Consider the following 17,904-nt stretch of genomic DNA (forward strand, 5'->3'; position numbering starts at 1 on the left):
CATGGCAGCCGGTGGGCCGGTTGCCATAGGTAAACAGGAAGGTCGAGTGCTTGCGCATGGCGCCCAGTATGGACCCCGGCCGCCGCCCCGGGGCAAGCCGGGCCCGGATGGTGAGACGAAGGCCACCCGCGTTCGGATGGTGAGACGAAAAGAGACACGCGCGCGCCGGTAGAATCGACAAATAGCCCCCTCCCTCGGGAACCCTCCTACCGCCGGAAGGCCGCCGAAGTGTCATCAGCGTCCCCCGCTGCCGCGCCCGACGTCACCAACCCGGACGTAGTCCTCGTTGTCGACTTCGGCGCGCAGTACGCCCAGCTCATCGCCCGTCGCGTCCGCGAGGCGCGGGTCTACAGCGAGATCGTCCCGTCCACCATGCCGGTGGCCGAGATGCTGGCCAAGAACCCGAAGGCGATCATCCTCTCCGGCGGTCCGTCCTCCGTGTACGCGGAGGGCGCCCCGCGCCTCGACCGTGCCCTCTTCGAGGCCGGCGTCCCCGTCTTCGGCATGTGCTACGGCTTCCAGCTGATGGCCACGACCCTCGGCGGCACCGTCGACAACACCGGCGCCCGCGAGTACGGCCGCACCCCGCTGCACGTCTCCAAGGCCGGCTCCACCCTCTTCGAGGGCACCCCGGTCGAGCAGTCCGTGTGGATGTCGCACGGCGACGCCTGCTCCGCCGCCCCCGAGGGCTTCACCGTCACCGCCTCCACCGACGTGGTCCCGGTCGCCGCCTTCGAGAACGACGAGAAGAAGCTCTACGGCGTCCAGTACCACCCCGAGGTGCTGCACTCCACGCACGGCCAGCAGATCCTGGAGCACTTCCTCTACCGCGGCGCCGGCATCCAGCCCTCCTGGACGACCGGCAACGTCATCGAGGAGCAGGTCGCGGCCATCCGCGCCCAGGTCGGCGACAAGCGCGCCATCTGCGGCCTCTCCGGCGGCGTCGACTCCGCCGTGGCCGCGGCCCTCGTCCAGAAGGCCATCGGCGACCAGCTCACCTGCGTCTACGTCGACCACGGCCTGATGCGCAAGGGCGAGACCCAGCAGGTCGAGAAGGACTTCGTCGCCGCGACCGGCGCCCGCCTGGTCGTCGTCGACGCCGAGAAGCGCTTCCTCGACGCCCTCGCCGGCGTCTCCGACCCGGAGACCAAGCGCAAGATCATCGGCCGTGAGTTCATCCGCGTCTTCGAGCAGGCGCAGCTGGAGATCCTCCAGGAGGAGGGCCCCGAGGTCGCCTTCCTCGTGCAGGGCACCCTCTACCCGGACATCGTCGAGTCCGGCGGCGGCACCGGCACCGCCAACATCAAGTCCCACCACAACGTGGGCGGCCTCCCCGAGGACATCGAGTTCGAGCTCGTCGAGCCGCTGCGCCAGCTGTTCAAGGACGAGGTCCGGATGGTCGGCCAGGAGCTCGGCCTGCCCGAGGAGATCGTCCAGCGGCAGCCCTTCCCCGGCCCCGGCCTCGGCATCCGCATCGTCGGCGAGGTCACCAAGGAGCGCCTGGACCTGCTCCGCGAGGCCGACGCCATCGCCCGCGAGGAGCTGACCGCCGCCGGTCTCGACCGCGACATCTGGCAGTGCCCGGTCGTGCTGCTCGCCGACGTCCGCTCCGTCGGCGTCCAGGGCGACGGCCGCACCTACGGCCACCCGATCGTCCTGCGCCCGGTCTCCTCCGAGGACGCCATGACGGCCGACTGGTCCCGCCTGCCCTACGAGGTCCTCGCCAGGATCTCCACCCGGATCACCAACGAGGTCGCCGACGTCAACCGCGTCGTCCTCGACGTCACCAGCAAGCCCCCGGGCACCATCGAGTGGGAGTGACCCCTCCCGCTCCCTGAGCCCCGCCGAAGCCGCCGCCCCCGCGAAGGGCGGCGGCTTCGCCGTGTTCACGTCCGGACTCTGGTGACTTGACCGGCCGGGCGTTACCTTCCGGCGCATGACCGAGATACCGGCCCCCGTCCCCGTCGACCGGCTCCACTTCGCCATGCCGCCCGTCCACGCGACGGCCGAGGAGGAACGCGCCCACCGCAAACAGCGGCTCGCCGGCGCGCTCCGGCTCTTCGGACGGCTCGGGTACGAGGAGGGCGTCTCCGGCCACATCACGGTCCGCGACCCCGAGTACGACGACTGCTACTGGGTGAACCCCTTCGGCGCGCCCTTCGGCGACCTCACCGCGAGCGACCTCGTCCTCGCCAACGGCGAGGGCCAGGTCGTCCTCGGCGGCCAGCACGTCAACCAGGCCGCCTTCACCGTCCACGCCGCCGTCCACCGCGCCCGCCCCGACGCCGTCGCCGTCGCCCACACCCACTCCACCCACGGCCGCGCCCTCGCCGCCCTCGGCGAACTCCTCGACCCCCTCACCCAGGAAGCCTGCGCCTTCTACCAGGACCACGCCCTCTACGACGCCTACACCGGCGTCACCGTCGACGCCGAGGAGGCCCGCCGCGTCGCCGTCGCCCTCGGCCCCTTCAAAGGAATCGTCCTGCGCAACCACGGCCTCCTCACCGTCGGCTCCTCCGTCGACGCCGCCGCCTGGTGGTTCATCGCCATGGACCGCTGCGCCCGCATCCAGCTCGCCGCCCGCGCCGCCGGCAAACCCGTCCTCATCGACCACAAGGACGCCGTCGCCACCCGCGAACAGCTCGGCAGCGACCTCGTCGCCTGGATCAACTACCAGCCGCTCTGGCGCAGGATCAGCCGAGCGGAGCCCGAACTCCTGTCGTAGCACCATCGCTTCACCCTTCTGTACGTCAAGGCGATGGCACGGCAATCACTCTCCGGCGGGGCGCACGCGGCCCTCCCGAGCCCCCTTGGTGCGGCACAATTCCGAGGAATCAGCGGCAAGTTGAGCTCGGGAACTCGGAAAGTGGCGGCACCGTGGCGGTTCAAGAGGCGAGACAGTACGGCGGGCGCCACGGCGCCGGCGAGCATCCGACGGCCTGCGCCGGCTGCGCCCACTGCGGCGAGACCGGCCACCGCCGCGCCGTCGCCGCCTTCCTCGCCCGCCGCGAGGAACTCGCCGCCGGCCACGGCGTCCCCGCCGCCGTCGCCCACTCCCCGGTCGCCGCCCGCCAGTGGGTCTCCGACGAGCTCGCCCAGTCCGCCCGTGCCGTGACCGCCCACGGCCGGGAGGCCGGCCTCGCCTGGCTCGCCCGCGTCCGCACCGGCAGCCTCGCCGCCGTCTGGGCCGCCGTCCTCGCCCTCCTGCTCGGCCAGGCCCTCACCGCCCTCGGCACCGGCTGGACCGCCGCCCGCACCGCCGGCCTCGGCACAGCCCTCCTGCTCGCCGTCCCCCTCACCGCCGCCGCCCACGCCCACCGCTCCCGCGGCGGCCTGCTCGCCCCGCTCACCGGCGAGGACAACCGGCTCTCCACCACCCGCGCCGTCGCCGCCGCCTGGCTCCTCTTCCTCTGCTACACCCTTCTCTTCCTCACCCTCCGCTCGCTCACCGCCACCGCCTTCGGCCTCTCCGGCGCCGCCGCCCTCGTCACCGTCCTCGCCCTCGTCTCCGCCGTCGCCGTCACCGCCCGGCTCGTCGTCTCCACCCGGATCGCCGGCCGACGGCTCCAGAAGGTCCGCGCCGACCGGCCCCGCGCCGCCGACCTCCTCTGCGACGACAACGGCCGCGCCGACCTCGCCGACGTCCAGTACGTCCTCGTCTCCGGCACCGTCCTCGTCTTCGCCGCCGTCCGGCTCGCCACCGCCCCCGACCGTCTCCCCGCGCCGCCCTGGTCCCTCGCCCTCCTCGTCGCCGTCTCCGCCGCCTGGCACCTCGCCGCCAAGTGCACCGAAGGCGGCCCGCCCGTCGTCCACTCCGTGGTCCGCGCCCGCGAGGCCGGCGACCTCGACGCCCCCATCCGCGTCGGCGACGACATCGAGATCCGCGGCCACGGCTTCGTCCCGCCCGGCGCCGCCGCCCCCGACCCGCTCACCCGGCTCGTCGTCCGGATCGGCGCCGTCCACGCCCACGTCCCCCTGGTCCCCGTCCCCGGCGGCTTCGCCAACCCCACCGACACCGTCCTGACCGTCCCGCTCCCCGCGGACGTCGAGCCCGGCCGGGTCGAGGTCTCCGTCGTCACCGCCGCCGGACTCGAGACCGAGCGGGTCGTGATCGACGTCGCCGACTGACCGTCCGGCCCCTCCGTCCAGCCCCTCCGCGTATCCCTTCACAGCACAACCGGAGACAATCGGTCCGCGAACAGTCGTACGGGGTGTGGAGAGGTGACCGATCATGAGCGCGTACCCGGACCGACGCGGCGGGTCCACCCTGCGAGACCGCACGGACGCCTGGAAGGCCACCGCCTCCCGCTACGCCCTGCTTCCGCTCCGGATCTTCCTCGGCGTCACCTTCGTCTACGCCGGTCTCGACAAACTCACCGACCCGGCCTTCCTCGCCGACACCGGCACCGGCTCCATCGGCGAGACCATGCGAGGCGTCCGCGACTCCTCGGCCTTCCCCTGGCTCGTCGACCTCGCCCTCCACAGCCCCACCGGCTTCGGCTACGCCATCGCCTTCGGGGAGCTGGCCGTCGGCCTCGGCACCCTCCTCGGCCTCCTCGCCCGGGTGGCCGCCCTCGGCGGCGCCCTCATCTCGCTGAGCCTCTGGCTCACCGTGAGCTGGCAGGTGAACCCCTACTACCTCGGCAACGACCTCGCCTATCTCATCGCCTGGCTGCCGCTGCTGCTCGCCGGCGCCCCGGTGCTCTCCGCCGACCGTCTTCTCGCCGAACGGCGCCGGAGGCCGTAGGCCACCCAGGTCAGCAGCCCGGCCAGGCCGAGTCCGCCGCACATCACCGGGACCGCCAGCCACCACGGGGTCGTCCACCAGCCGGCGAGGTCCCCGCCGTAGGCGCCGGCCAGGCCGAGCGCGGCCAGGCCGACGACCAGCCGGCCGGGACGGAACTCATGAAGCAGCACGGGTGACCTCCACCTGTCCGAGACCGACCTCCAGCGAGAGGTCCAGCGTCCCCGCCGGCTCCGTGCCGGCGGGCGGGTTCAGCGTCCGCGTCTCGTCGCGGTCCGGGGCGATGTCGATGTCGTCGGCCGCCTGCCCGGGCAGCTGGAGGTCACCGAGACCCACCTGGGCGTGCAGCTTCACGACCACGTTCTCCGGCACGACCACCTCCAGCTTCCCCGCGCCCACGTCGACCGCCGTTCTCACCGTCGTCCCCTCGGGCACCGACAGCCGGGACAGATCCAGCGTCCCCACCCCGGCGCCCAGGTCGTACCGCGGCTCGACCGCGGTCACCGCGGCCGGCGTCCACGTCTGGCGCGTCCACTCCGTGGTGATCTTCTCCGGCAGCGCGACGGCACCGGCCAGCAAGGCCGACGTCACCACCACCTGGAGGATCGTGCCGAACCCGGTGCGGCCCAGGAAGCTGCTGACGACGAGACCCAGGCCGAACACGGCCAGCGCCGCCGCGAGCCCCGTCGCCAGGCTGACGCCCAGCGGCTGCGACTCCCACGTCAGGGCCGTCCCCGTGACCGCCGCGGCCAGCGCGAAGAGCTGGACGAGGCCCGCGATCGAGTACGGGGTGCGCCGCACCGACGGTGCCGGGCGCGCCGGATCGACGGGCGTGCCCCACCGGCTGCCGGGCTTCGGCACCTCGCCGCCGACCCGGCCCTCCGCGTCGACGATCCCGACCGGCCCCCACATGTAGCCGAAGGCCACCTTGCCGGTCGAACCGTCCTTCACGATCGGGTCCCGCCACCACGACATCATCTGGCTCTCGATGTACGTCAGCGGCGGCGCCTTCGCCTCCGGCGGCACCGGGACCCGCACGTGCGGGGCCTTCGGCCGCGCCTCCGGGTCGCCCTCGGCCTCCTCCACGGCGGTGTGCCGGCGCTGCGACCAGTACGCGGCACCGGCCGTCACCAGCGACAGCAGCACCGCGAAGCCCACCATCGAGTTGGTGCGCAGCATCGACAGGAAGATCCCGCAGCCCACCAGCGCCATCAGGACCGCCGCGAGCGCGGCCCCGGACACCCGGCCGGTCAGCAGCCGTCGGCCCTCGCTCTCGTCCTCTCCCACGAGCGGGATCAGCAGCCACGCGAAGCCGTAGAAGAGCAGACCGACGCCGCCCGTCACCGCCAGCACCGCCAGCACGATCCGGAAGATCACCGGATCCATGTCGAAGTGCCGGCCGAGACCGCCGCAGACGCCGCCGACCACTCGGCTCGTCCGCGAACGGCGCGGCGGGGCCGCGGGGGCGTCCCCGGCCACCGGTGGGGCCTCGTGCTGCGTGGGCCGCGAAGGCGTCGAACTCGTCATGCGTCCATGGTGACCGCCCGTGACCCCCGGACGGCACCGGGAACGACCCTGGCGCGACCCTGATATTCGGCGCCGCGCCACGCCGGTGCCGACCCCGAGGCGAACCAGGGGGCGATCTCAGGGCGGACCCTGATGCCCGGGGAGGGCCCGGCGTGTGACGATCGGTGCATGTCCGCAACCGCTCGCGTCACCGACTTCGACGAACCGCCCGTGCGCAGGCTCTACCGCAGCGCCGACGGGCGGTGGCTCGGCGGTGTCGCCCGCGGTCTCGCCGGACACCTCGGCCTGCCCGTCGCCTGGGTCCGCGCCGTCTTCGCGGTGCTCGTGCTCACCGAGGGCCTCGGGCTGCTGCTCTACGCGGTCTTCTGGATCGTCGTCCCGCTCGGCGTCGGCGGCCGGGACAAGCCGCTCACCGTCTTCGAGCGCACCGAGGACGGCAGACGCCGGCTCCGTAAACCCGACCGCGGCCAGATCCTCGCCCTCGTCGCCCTCGCGATCGGCGCGTCCGTCTTCATCGCGAACCTCAGGATCGACGGCGAGACCGGCCGGTACGTGTGGCCGGCGATGCTCATCGGCCTCGGCGTGGTCCTGGTGTGGCGGCAGGCCGACAACGCCCGCCGCGACACCTGGACCGGCCGGGCGGTCACCCACGGGCGCGGCTTCCATCTCGTGCGGGGGCTCGTCGGCGTGGCCCTGGTCGGCACCGGCCTCGCGGTCTTCATGGTCGTGCGCGGCTCCATCGCCCAGATCGGCACCGCGCTCACCGCCGCCGCCGCCGTCCTCACCGGCATAGCGCTGCTCGCCGGCCCCTGGCTGATACGGATGTCGCAGGACCTCACCGCGGAGCGGACCCTGCGTATCCGCGCCCAGGAGCGGGCCGAGGTCGCCGCCCACGTCCACGACTCCGTGCTGCACACCCTCACCCTGATCCAGCGCAACGCGGACGACGCCGGCGAGGTCCGCAGGCTCGCCCGCGCCCAGGAGCGGGAGCTGCGGAACTGGCTGTACAAGCCGGAGGGCGGCGGCGGGGACGAGGAGCCGGAGACCGTCGCCGAGGCGGTGAAGCGGGCCGCCGCCGAGGTCGAGGACCAGCACGGGGTGCCGCTGGAGGTCGTGGTCGTCGGCGACTGCCCCCTCGACGAGAAGCTGACCGCGCAGATGAAGGCCGCGCGCGAGGCGATGGTCAACGCCGCGAAGTACGGTGGCGAGGGCGGGGCGGTCCAGGTGTACGCGGAGGTGGAGGGGCGCACGGTCTTCGTGTCGGTGCGCGACCGCGGCCCCGGGTTCGACCTGGACGAGGTCCCCGAGGACAGAATGGGCGTACGAGAATCGATCATCGGCCGGATGCAGCGCAACGGCGGCACGGCCCGGCTGCGGGCCGTGCCGGGCGGGGGCACCGAGGTCGAGCTGGAGATGGAGAGGGCGGACGGATGAGCGACGAGACCGGGGCGACGACCGGAGCCGACGGGGCGACGGGGCCGGACGCGGCGGGCGGGGCCGGCCGCCGGGTGCGGGTCGTCCTCGTCGACGACCACCGCATGTTCCGTACCGGGGTGCAGGCCGAGATCGGCCGCACCGACATCACCGGGGTCGAGGTCGTCGGCGAGGCCGCCGACGTCGACCAGGCCGTCACCGTGATCACCACGACCAGGCCGGAGGTCGTCCTCCTCGACGTGCACCTGCCCGGCGGCGGCGGGGTCGAGGTGCTGCGCCGCTGCGCCGGGGTGATGGCGGCGGCCGAGGACCCGGTCCGCTTCCTCGCGCTCTCGGTCTCGGACGCGGCGGAGGACGTGATCGGCGTGATCCGGGGCGGCGCCCGCGGCTACGTCACGAAGACGATCACCGGCGACGACCTGGTGGACTCGATCTTCCGGGTCCAGGAGGGCGACGCCGTCTTCTCCCCGCGACTTGCCGGCTTCGTCCTGGACGCCTTCGCCTCCACCGACGCGCCCCCGGTGGACGAGGACCTGGACCGGCTGACCCAGCGGGAGCGCGAGGTGCTGCGGCTGATCGCCCGCGGCTACGCGTACAAGGAGGTCGCCAAGCAGCTCTACATCTCGGTGAAGACCGTCGAGTCGCACGTCTCCGCGGTGCTCCGCAAGCTCCAGCTCTCCAACCGGCACGAGCTGACCCGCTGGGCCGCCGCCCGCCGGCTGGTCTGAGGGACCCGGCCGGGCGGGGGTCAGGCGACGCGGGTGGCGCCCGCGAAGGGCATCTCGTCGATCGGCGCGATCCGGATCGGGGCGCCCGGCCGGGGCGCGTGGATCATCTGACCGCCGCCGATGTAGAGGCCCACGTGGCTGATCCCGGAGTAGAAGAACACCAGGTCGCCCGGGGCCAGCTCGGAGCGGGAGACCCGGCGCCCGGCGTTGATCTGGGTGTACGTGGTGCGCGGCAGGGAGACCCCGGCGGCGCGCCAGGCGGCCTGGGTGAGGCCCGAGCAGTCGTACCCCGACGGGCCGGTGGCGCCCCACACGTACGGCTTGCCGAGCTGGGCGCGGGCGAAGGAGATGGCGGCGGAGGCACGGCCGGCGGGGGCGGCCACCGGGGCCCGGTCGCCGGAGGCGCGGTCCGCGCGCGCCGTGGAGCCGCCGGCGGTGACGGTGCCCGGGGTGCCGGGGCGGGCGGTGGCGGTCGTCGTGGCCGGGGCGGTCGTGCGGGCGGCGACGGCCGCCTCGTACCGGGCCCGCTCCTCGGCGGTGAGCCGGGCGAGGAGTTCCCGCGCGGCGGTGAGCTTGCCGAGGACGGTGGCCTTCTGGCGGCGCAGCTCGGCCTCGTGGTCGCGCAGCGCGGTGAGCCGGCCGGCGGATTCGGCGCGCAGCTGGGCGAGGGCGGCGAGCTCCCGGCGTACGGCGGTGACGGTGGCGGCCTGCCGGTCGCCGGCCTTCTCGGCGAGGGCGGCCCGCTCCAGGTACTGGTCGGGGTCCGAGGTGAGGGCGAGCTGGACGGCCGGGTCGAGTCCGCCGGAGCGGTACTGGGCGGCGGCGACGGCCCCGAGGCTCCGGCGGGCGGTGTTGAGCCGTTCGGTGCGGCGGGCGGCCTCGTCGCGGAGCTCGTCGAAGGAGGTGCGGGCGGCGTCGGCCTTCTCCTTCGCGCCGTTGTACCGCTCGGTGGCGGCCTCGGCCTCCTGGTAGAGCCGGTCGACCTCGGCCCTGACCTGGGCGGGGGTGCGGTCGGGGCGGGCCGGGTCGGCGTGTCCCGCGCCCTCGAAGAGGGTGGCGGTGGCGGCCGAGGCCAGGGCGAGCGTGGCGGCCGTGCGGGCCGCGGGGCGGCCGAGCGAGGACGGCCGGGGTTTTCGGTGAGCTGCCACGAGGGCGGGTCACATCCTCTCCCTGTGGGGGACGGTGCCGGCCGGGGCCGGCGGCGGACCGCACAGGGGAGACGGGCCGCCGCCGGGGTTCTCCGGCGGGGATGGCCGGCACCGCCGGGTGATCCGGCGGGGTGGGGAGCCGACCACCTGGGGCAGGACGCTAGACCCGGGGGTCACGCCCCGGCGGCGGGTTGACCGCTATTGGCGCCGGATGACCTCCCGGGACCGTTCCCTTTCGCCTGCCGGGGCGGTCGGCGATGGATTCCATGGGACCGGCGACCGAAGCGGGAGAGTGGGTGGACCCGGCCGGGGAGCGGTGCTAGGGGCCCGGTTAGGCTCCGCCCCATGGACGTCCTCATCAATGTCTTCGTCGCGCTCCACATCATCGGCATCGCCTCCCTGCTGGGCGGATTCCTCACCCAGATGAAGGCGATCGGCGCCGGCACGGCCCGCTTCACCCCGGCGATGCTGCACGGCGCGCTGACCATGCTGGTCACCGGCGTCGCGCTCGTCGGCCTCAACCAGGCCGACGACCAGACGGTCAACAACCTCAAGGTCGGCATCAAGCTGCTGATCCTCGTGGTGATCCTCGGGATCGTCTACGTCAAGCGCGACGAGGAGACCGCCGACAAGGGCCTCTTCGCCGCCGTCGGCGGTCTGACCACGGCGAACATCTTCATCGCCACCCTCTGGGTCTGAGCCCCGGCCCGCCCGGGGCCCGGCTCCGGACCCGCGGAGCCCGGCCCCCGGGTGCGCGCCCCGGTGCGTTCCCCATGCGCTCCCGGCGTGCACCCGGTGTGCGCCCTCACACCGCCGGCATGCCGAAGGCGGACCCGGTTGTCGGCGCGGCGTCCTAGACTCGGGAGGCGATGAGCAGCCTCTTTGACGACAGCTTCCTGGCCGGCCTCCAGTCCCACTCCCCGGAGGACGTGCCGCCCCCGCCCGAGGACGACGAGCACGGCGCCCCGGCCGCGGAGGACGTCCCGCACGACCTGTTCGGGGAGCACTTCGACGCGCCCCCGCCCCGCGACCCGTACTACCGCGACGGCGCCCACCGTCCCGCCGTGGACCCGGCCTCCCTGCTGGAGGGGCTGAACGAGCAGCAGCGCGCCGCCGTCGTCCACACCGGCTCCCCGCTGCTCATCGTGGCCGGCGCCGGCTCCGGCAAGACCCGGGTCCTCACCCACCGCATCGCGCACCTCCTGGGCACGCGGCACGTGCACCCCGGTCAGATACTGGCGATCACCTTCACCAACAAGGCCGCCGGCGAGATGAAGGAGCGCGTCGAGCAGCTGGTCGGCCCGCGCGCCGCCGCGATGTGGGTGATGACCTTCCACAGCGCCTGCGTCCGCATCCTGCGCCGCGAGTCGAAGCGGCTCGGCTTCACCTCGTCGTTCTCCATCTACGACGCCGCCGACTCCAAGCGCCTGATGGCGCTGGTCTGCCGCGACCTGGACCTCGACCCGAAGAAGTTCCCGCCGAAGTCCTTCAGCGCCAAGATCTCCAACCTGAAGAACGAGCTGATCGACGAGGAGTCCTTCGCCGACCAGGCCGCCGACGGCTTCGAGAAGACGCTGGCCGAGGCGTACCGGATGTACCAGGCGCGCCTGCGCGAGGCGAACGCGCTGGACTTCGACGACATCATCATGACGACGGTCCACCTGCTCCAGGCGTTCCCGGACGTCGCCGAGCACTACCGCCGCCGCTTCCGGCACGTCCTCGTCGACGAGTACCAGGACACCAACCACGCCCAGTACACCCTCGTCCGCGAGCTGGTCGGCACCGGTTACGAGGACCTCGGCCCGGCCGAGCTGTGCGTCGTCGGCGACGCCGACCAGTCGATCTACGCCTTCCGCGGCGCCACGATCCGCAACATCCTCCAGTTCGAGGAGGACTACCCGGACGCGACGACGATCCTGCTGGAGCAGAACTACCGCTCCACCCAGACGATCCTCTCCGCGGCCAACGCGGTCATCGAGCGCAACGAGTCCCGCCGGCCCAAGAACCTGTGGACCAACGCGGGCGCGGGCGCGCAGATCACCGGCTACGTCGCGGACACCGAGCACGACGAGGCCCAGTTCGTCGCCGACGAGATCGACCGGCTGACGGACAAGGGCGAGGCGAAGGCCGGCGACGTGGCGGTCTTCTACCGGACCAACGCCCAGTCCCGCGTCTTCGAGGAGATCTTCATCCGGGTCGGCCTGCCCTACAAGGTCGTCGGCGGCGTGCGCTTCTACGAGCGCAAGGAGGTCCGGGACGTCCTCGCCTACCTGCGCGTCCTCGCCAACCCCGAGGACAACGTGCCGCTGCGCCGGATCCTCAACGTGCCGAAGCGTGGCATCGGCGAGCGCGCCGAGGCGATGATCGACGCCCTCTCCCTCCGGGAGAAGATCACCTTCCCGCAGGCCCTCAAGCGGGTCGACGAGGCGTACGGCATGGCCGCCCGCTCGGCCAACGCCGTGAAGCGGTTCAACACGCTCATGGACGAGCTGCGCACCATCGCCGAGTCCGGCGCGGGTCCCGCCGTCGTCCTGGAGGCCGTCCTGGAGCGGACCGGCTATCTGGCCGAGCTCCAGGCGTCCACCGACCCGCAGGACGAGACCCGGATCGAGAACCTGCAGGAACTCGCCGCGGTGGCCCTGGAGTTCGAGCAGGAGCGCGGTGAGGAGGAAGGGGCGGGGACGCTCGCCGAGTTCCTGGAGAAGGTCGCGCTCGTCGCCGACTCCGACCAGATCCCGGACGAGGACGAGGAGGGCTCCGGCGTCATCACGCTGATGACCCTGCACACCGCGAAGGGCCTGGAGTTCCCGGTGGTCTTCCTCACCGGCATGGAGGACGGCGTCTTCCCGCACATGCGGGCCCTCGGCCAGACCAAGGAGCTGGAGGAGGAGCGGCGCCTGGCGTACGTGGGCATCACCCGCGCCCGCGAGCGGCTGTACCTGACCCGGTCGTCGATGCGCAGCGCCTGGGGCCAGCCCTCGTACAACCCGGCCTCCCGCTTCCTGGAGGAGATCCCGCCCGCCTACCTGGAGTGGAAGCGGACGGGGCCGGTGGCGAAGCCGGCGGGGCCGACGTCGGGGATCGCCTCCTCGCTGACGTCCTCGCTCTCCTCCTCGCGCGCCCGCTCCGGCCCGTCCGGTTTCGCGACGCGCCGCGCGGGCTCGGAGAGGCCGGTGGTCGCGCTGACGGTCGGCGACCGGGTGACCCACGACCAGTTCGGGCTCGGTACCGTCCTCGCGGTGACGGGCGGGGGTTCGGACGCCCAGGCGACGATCGACTTCGGCGACGAGAAGCCGAAGCGGCTGCTGCTGCGGTACGCGCCGGTCGAGAAGCTGTAGCCGGTACGCCGGTACGACACGCGCGAGGGCCCGGTCCGATGGACCGGGCCCTCGCGCGTGCGGGGACGGGGTGTCAGCTCGTCGGGTCGAGGCCGTGGCTGCGGAGCCAGGACAGCGGGTCGATCGCGGAGCCGCCGCCGGGGCGCACCTCGAAGTGGAGGTGGGGGCCGGTGGAGTTGCCGGAGTTGCCGGAGTAGGCGATGACGTCGCCGGCCTTGACCTGGCCCCAGCGGATCTTGGTGCTGCTGAGGTGGCAGTACCAGGTCTCGGTGCCGTCGGCGGCGGTCACGATCGCCATGTTGCCGTAGGCGGGGTTCCACTGGGTGCGGACGGTGCCGTCGGTCGCGGCCATGACGGGGGTGCCGTACTGGACGGGGAAGTCGATGCCGGTGTGCACGGACATCCAGTTGACGCCGGACTGGCCGAAGCGGGCGCTGAGCTGGTGCAGCTTCACCGGCAGCATGAACTTGGGCCGCATGGCCTCCTTGCGGGCGGCCTCCTCCTCGCGCTTCTTCTTCTCGGCCGCCTGGCGGGCCTTGAGGTCGATGCGCTCCTGGGTGCGGCTGGCGCGGTCGCCGAAGTCGCGGACGTCGGCGTCGAGGGCGCTGAGCTGGGTGTCCAGGGCGGTGTTGGCGGGGACCTGCTTCACGGCGGCCGGGTCGGCGGCGGCGAGGGCGGTGGTGCTCTTCTGCTGGGGGCCGTCGGTGTCGGCCCCGGTGAGTCCGCTGACGGAGGCGGCGGCGATGCCGGCGACGCCCATGACGCAGGCGGAGGGGACGGCGACGGTCAGCAGGGCGGAGCGCTTGGCCGGGGTACGGCGCCGGGCGCGGCTCCCGCCGGCGGAGCGGCGTACGGGACGGGCGGCGGTGGCGGCGTCGGTACGGACCTCGGCGGCGGGCGCGGGGGCCTCGTCCTCGGGCGCGTCGTACGCGACCGTCTCGTACGTCTCGGTCTCGTACGTCTCGGTCTCGTACGCGGCCTCCGGCTCGTACGCGGCCTCCGGCTCGTACGCGGCCTCGGTCTCGTAGGCCGTCTCCGGCTCGTACGCCGTCGCCTCGGGCTCGGGGGCCGGTTCGTAGGCGAACTCGAACTCGGCGGTGTGGCCGACGTGTTCGGTCGGGGGGACGTACTGGTGGGGGACGACCGGCTCGGCCGGGTCGGCGGCCTGGTTCCAGGCGGTGGCGTCGTAGGCGCCGGTGTCGGTCGCGAAGGCGGGGGCGGCCCACTGGCCGGTCGCGTCGTACGCCTCGTGCCCGTACGCGCCCTGCGCCGCGTAGGCGCCGGAGTGGAGGGTCTCGTACTGGCCGGTGTGCTGGGCCGCGGTCCAGGCGGAGGCGTCCCACTGGCCGGTGGTGTCGTACTGCTCGTGCTGCGCGTACGGCGTCGTCGCCGTCGCGTAGGGGTCCGTGAAGGTGGCGGTCGCGGTGGCGGTGGACCACTGGCCGGTGGTGTCCCACTGGCCCGTCGTGTCGTACGTGCCGGTGGCGGCGTACTGGCCGAGGTCCCACTGGCCGCTGTGGCCGGTCTGCCCGGTGTCGGACCAGGTTCCGAAGAGCGGGTCGGTCGCGAAGCTGCCGGTGGAGTGGGCGCCGTCTCCGGCGTACCCGGCGTGGGGGTGCTGGTCGTTCACCAACGTCTCTCTCGCCTCGGCAGCAGGACCAGTCCGGGGCGGGCCCGACAGGGGGTGTCCCGGGGGGAAGCAGTGGCGCGACTGTACCCGGCGGTATGCGGGACCGACAATCTTCGGAAGGGCCGACGGGCGCAGGAAACGGGCAATCGGCCGTGTTTCGCCAGCTCACGCACAGAGCTTTGGCCTTGTGTTCGAGGAACGTTCGAAGAACGGTGTCGGGGGTGTCGCCCCGAGCGGGGGTGTCAGGCCACCGAGGCCGCCCCCTCGTCCGCCGCCTCCTCCGCCCCACCGGCATCCAGGGCCTCCAGGATCCCGGCGGCCACCGTCGGATGGACCGGCAGCGCGAGATGACCGATCCCGCTCACCCGCACGTTGTGCACCAGCAGGTCGGGGTGGTCGAGGCGGGCCGTCTCCACCGGCACCATGATCCGGTCCAGATCGCTCCAGAAGCTCACGAACCGCGTCCGGCAGCCCGGCGCCGGAGCCGCCAGCTCCCGCAGCACCTCCGACCCCGGCCGCATCTGCCGCACCAGCGGGTGCGCGTCGGCCAGCGGCGTCCCGACCGTCGTGCCCGCGTGCGGGGTGCCGAGCGTGACCAGCGTCCGCACCCGTACGTCACCACCCAGCCGCTGTACGTGATAACGGGCGATCAGCCCGCCCAGGCTGTGCCCCACCAGGTCCACCTCGGCGCGGCCGGTGCGGTCCAGGAGCCCGTCGATCCGCCGCCCCAGCTCCTCCGCGGCGGTCCGCAGGTCGCCGGTGAACGGCGAGTAGTCGAGGCACTCGACCCGGGTGCGGCCGTGCCGGGCGAGCGCGCGGCGCAGCAGCAGGAAGACGGAGCGGTTGTCGGCGAAGCCGTGCAGCAGCACGACCGGACGCCCGCCGCCGCCCGCCTCGGCCACCGCCGGCCCGTCGGCCGACGCGCCCGGGGCCGGCCGGCCGGAGAGGAGCCCCGACGGATAGAGGACGAGACGGCCGGTGAGGACGGCGGCTTCCAGGGTGGTGGCCTTCAGCAGGGCGGTGACCTGGGCGAGCTCCATCGCCGACCTCCCGTGCGGCACGTACGCCGGAGCGCCGGACCCCCGTGCCGTACGGACGACGGCACGGAGCTCCGGCGACCGGCGTCGCGGCTCCGTTCGCGACCGGCCCCGCGGGCGGCTGGAGTGGCCCAGGAGGAGGGCCGGAGCGGGGTGGGCCGCGGAACGAACGTGTCCCACGTGTGATTTCCCCCTCGCCGGGCACCGCGAAACGGCCCGTTGCGGGATGCTGTCGATAACGTTCGTTCACCTCCCCGGCACAGTTGCGCGGGGGTCGCATGTGGAGGCAGTGATGGGTGTGACCGGTCCGATCCGCGTGGTCGTCGCCAAGCCGGGTCTCGACGGCCACGATCGCGGGGCCAAGGTCATCGCGCGGGCCCTGCGCGACGCCGGCATGGAGGTGATCTACACCGGGCTGCACCAGACGCCCGAGCAGATCGTCGACACCGCGATCCAGGAGGACGCCGACGCGATCGGCCTCTCGATCCTCTCGGGCGCGCACAACACGCTCTTCGTCAAGGTCATCGAGCTCCTCAAGGAGCGCGACGCCGAGGACATCAAGGTCTTCGGCGGCGGCATCATCCCCGACGCGGACATCCCGCCGCTGAAGGAGAAGGGCGTCGCGGAGATCTTCACGCCGGGCGCCACGACCGCGTCGATCGTCGACTGGGTGAACGCGAACGTCCGCGTGACGGCCGCCTGACCCCGCCTGACACCCGTCCGGGCCCGACCGGCCGGGAGCCCCCTCCGACGAGGCTCCCGGCCGTCCGCGTACCCGCCCTCAGGCCCGGGCGCCCGGGCCGTCCAGCTCCGCGCGCATCCGGGCGCGCAGGTCCAGCGTCGCCACCAGCCGCTGGAACGCCTCCGCCCAGTACGCGCCCGCGCCCGGCGAGGCGTCCTCCGCCTCCGGGACCGCGGCGGCCAGCGACTCCAGCTGCCGGGCGGCCGTGGGGGACAGGCACCGCTCCGCGAGCCCCATCACCCCGCTGAAGCTCCACGGATAGCTGCCCGCGTCCCGCGCGATGTCCAGGGCGTCGATCACCGCCTCGCCCAGCGGCTCCGCCCACGGCACCGCGCAGACCCCGAGCAGCTGGAAGGCCTCCGACAGGCCGTGCGCCGCCACGAACGCCGCCACCCACCCGGCCCGCTCCGCCGGATCGAGCGTCGCGAGCAGCTGCGCCCGCTCCGCCAGCGAGGAGGTGCCGGGACCCGTCGCAGGCGGCACCGACGGCGCGCCGAGCAGCGCCCGCGACCAGGCCGCGTCCCGCTGCCGCACCGCCGCCCGGCACCACGCCGCGTGCAGCTCCGCCTGCCAGTCGTCGGCGACCGGCAGCGCCACGATCTCCTCCGGAGCACGCCCCCCGAACCGGGCCGGCCAGCAGGACAGCGGCGCCGCCTCCACCAGCTGCCCCAGCCACCAGGACCGCTCGCCCCGGCCCGACGGCGGCACCGCCGACACACCGTCCCGGCGCATCTCCTCGTCGCACTCGTGCGGGGCCTCCACGACGACCGTCGGCACGGCCGCCGTCCGGTCCAGTCCCACACAGGTGACCGCCCGGTCCGCCATGCGGCCCGCGAGCGCCGAGCCCGGCAGCGCGGAGAGCAGCTCGGCGGCGGTCGCCCGGACGTTGCGGCTGCGGTCGGCGAGGGCCGCCTCCAGGAACTCCTCGTCCGCCGCCGAGAGACCCGCGCGCAGCGAGTCCAGGAACATCAGCCGGTCCTCGGCCCGCTCCCCGGCCCAGGTCCCCGCGAGCAGGGCCCGCCCGGCCGCCGGATCCTTCGCCCGTACGGCTCCGAGCAGCGCGACCCGCTCCGCGAACAGGCCCTCCTCCCACAGCTCCCGCACCGCCTCCGCGTCCTCCGGGTCCGGCAGCGAGCCACCCGCGCCGCCGCCCCGCAGCGCGAACCGCCAGTCCGGGTTGAGCCCGGCCAGCCACAGCCCGCGCGGTCCGGCGAGCGCCAGCGCCTGGGGCCGCAGGTCGGTGCGCGCCCTGGCCGCGTCGAGGAGCGCCGGCAGGGCCGCGGCGGGCGCCTTGAAACCGCGCTCCACGGCCAGCGCCAGCCACTGCGGCAGCAGTTCGGCGAGGTCCGGCGCGGTGCCCCGGCGGCCGCCCGCGGGCGCGGGCGCGGCGCGGCCGGCGAGCAGCCGCTCCAGCCGGCGGCGGGCCGCGTCGGGCAGCGGCGGGCGGGGGTCCTCCGGGGCCGGTGCCGGCGGCACGGCGGCGGGGCCGGGGCGCAGGCCGGCGCGGCGGCGCAGGGCGTGGCGGGCGGCGGTGTCGAGCAGGGCGTCGGCGGCGGTGGGGCCGCGGGTGCCGGGG

The 17,904-nt window shown here is 74.0% G+C and carries 14 protein-coding genes; 9 read left to right on the forward strand and 5 right to left on the reverse strand.

Going from position 1 to position 17,904, the window contains the following annotated elements; translation table 11 throughout:
* The first annotated feature begins 228 nt into the window (after positions 1-228).
* From guaA to IF73_RS0126080, 4 genes are all read left to right on the forward strand, one after another.
* Positions 229-1,821, forward strand: a complete 1,593-nt coding sequence (gene guaA / locus IF73_RS0126065) for a glutamine-hydrolyzing GMP synthase (RefSeq protein WP_031012214.1) — start codon at positions 229-231, stop codon at positions 1,819-1,821.
* 115 nt (positions 1,822-1,936) lie between these two features.
* Positions 1,937-2,725, forward strand: coding sequence for a class II aldolase/adducin family protein (locus IF73_RS0126070; protein WP_031012217.1), 789 nt, complete (start codon positions 1,937-1,939; stop codon positions 2,723-2,725).
* Between the two features lie 152 nt (positions 2,726-2,877).
* Positions 2,878-4,128 carry a hypothetical protein gene (locus tag IF73_RS0126075; RefSeq protein WP_031012219.1) on the forward strand — a complete coding sequence of 417 codons (1,251 nt, stop codon included), beginning with the start codon at positions 2,878-2,880 and terminating at the stop codon, positions 4,126-4,128.
* Positions 4,129-4,231: 103 nt separating this feature from the next.
* On the forward strand, positions 4,232-4,747 hold the full coding sequence (locus IF73_RS0126080; RefSeq protein ID WP_031012221.1) for a DoxX family protein: 516 nt from the start codon (positions 4,232-4,234) through the stop codon (positions 4,745-4,747).
* 156 nt (positions 4,748-4,903) lie between these two features.
* On the opposite strand, the gene IF73_RS0126085 is transcribed toward IF73_RS0126080, so the two are convergent.
* Positions 4,904-6,271, reverse strand: coding sequence for a PspC domain-containing protein (locus IF73_RS0126085; RefSeq protein WP_031012223.1), 1,368 nt, complete (start codon positions 6,269-6,271; stop codon positions 4,904-4,906).
* 168 nt (positions 6,272-6,439) lie between these two features.
* Here IF73_RS0126085 and IF73_RS0126090 point away from each other — a divergent pair, with 168 nt between their 5' ends.
* Positions 6,440-7,705, forward strand: coding sequence for an ATP-binding protein (locus tag IF73_RS0126090; RefSeq protein WP_031012225.1), 1,266 nt, complete (start codon positions 6,440-6,442; stop codon positions 7,703-7,705).
* Positions 7,702-8,433: a LuxR C-terminal-related transcriptional regulator gene (locus IF73_RS0126095; protein ID WP_031012227.1), complete on the forward strand. Its 732-nt coding sequence runs from the start codon at positions 7,702-7,704 to the stop codon at positions 8,431-8,433. Before IF73_RS0126090 ends, IF73_RS0126095 begins: the two co-directional genes overlap by 4 nt.
* Before the next feature lie 20 nt (positions 8,434-8,453).
* Here the strand turns inward: IF73_RS0126095 and IF73_RS0126100 are convergent, their stop codons facing one another.
* Positions 8,454-9,581 (reverse strand): C40 family peptidase, encoded by a 1,128-nt coding sequence (locus tag IF73_RS0126100; RefSeq protein ID WP_031012229.1) that lies wholly within the window; start codon positions 9,579-9,581, stop codon positions 8,454-8,456.
* 345 nt (positions 9,582-9,926) lie between these two features.
* On the opposite strand from IF73_RS0126100, the gene IF73_RS0126105 reads away from it, so the two are divergent.
* On the forward strand, positions 9,927-10,280 hold the full coding sequence (locus IF73_RS0126105) for a hypothetical protein (protein ID WP_031012231.1): 354 nt from the start codon (positions 9,927-9,929) through the stop codon (positions 10,278-10,280).
* 170 nt (positions 10,281-10,450) lie between these two features.
* On the forward strand, positions 10,451-12,919 hold the full coding sequence (gene pcrA / locus IF73_RS0126110) for a DNA helicase PcrA (RefSeq protein WP_031012233.1): 2,469 nt from the start codon (positions 10,451-10,453) through the stop codon (positions 12,917-12,919).
* Positions 12,920-12,992: 73 nt separating this feature from the next.
* Here the strand turns inward: pcrA and IF73_RS0126115 are convergent, their stop codons facing one another.
* Together IF73_RS0126115 and IF73_RS0126120 are read right to left on the reverse strand one after the other, a co-directional pair.
* Positions 12,993-14,549 carry a M23 family metallopeptidase gene (locus IF73_RS0126115; protein ID WP_031012234.1) on the reverse strand — a complete coding sequence of 519 codons (1,557 nt, stop codon included), beginning with the start codon at positions 14,547-14,549 and terminating at the stop codon, positions 12,993-12,995.
* Positions 14,550-14,791: 242 nt separating this feature from the next.
* Positions 14,792-15,589, reverse strand: a complete 798-nt coding sequence (locus IF73_RS0126120; RefSeq protein WP_031012236.1) for an esterase/lipase family protein — start codon at positions 15,587-15,589, stop codon at positions 14,792-14,794.
* A 289-nt stretch (positions 15,590-15,878) separates the two neighbouring features.
* Here IF73_RS0126120 and IF73_RS0126125 point away from each other — a divergent pair, with 289 nt between their 5' ends.
* Positions 15,879-16,289, forward strand: a complete 411-nt coding sequence (locus IF73_RS0126125; RefSeq protein ID WP_030494332.1) for a cobalamin B12-binding domain-containing protein — start codon at positions 15,879-15,881, stop codon at positions 16,287-16,289.
* Positions 16,290-16,367: 78 nt separating this feature from the next.
* Here the strand turns inward: IF73_RS0126125 and IF73_RS0126130 are convergent, their stop codons facing one another.
* Complete coding sequence (locus IF73_RS0126130; RefSeq protein ID WP_234338340.1) at positions 16,368-17,870, reverse strand: DUF5691 domain-containing protein; 1,503 nt, start codon at positions 17,868-17,870, stop codon at positions 16,368-16,370.
* Positions 17,871-17,904 lie beyond the last annotated feature (34 nt).

Origin of the sequence: Streptomyces sp. NRRL F-5727 (assembly GCF_000719555.1) — a bacterium.
GTDB lineage: Bacteria > Actinomycetota > Actinomycetes > Streptomycetales > Streptomycetaceae > Streptomyces.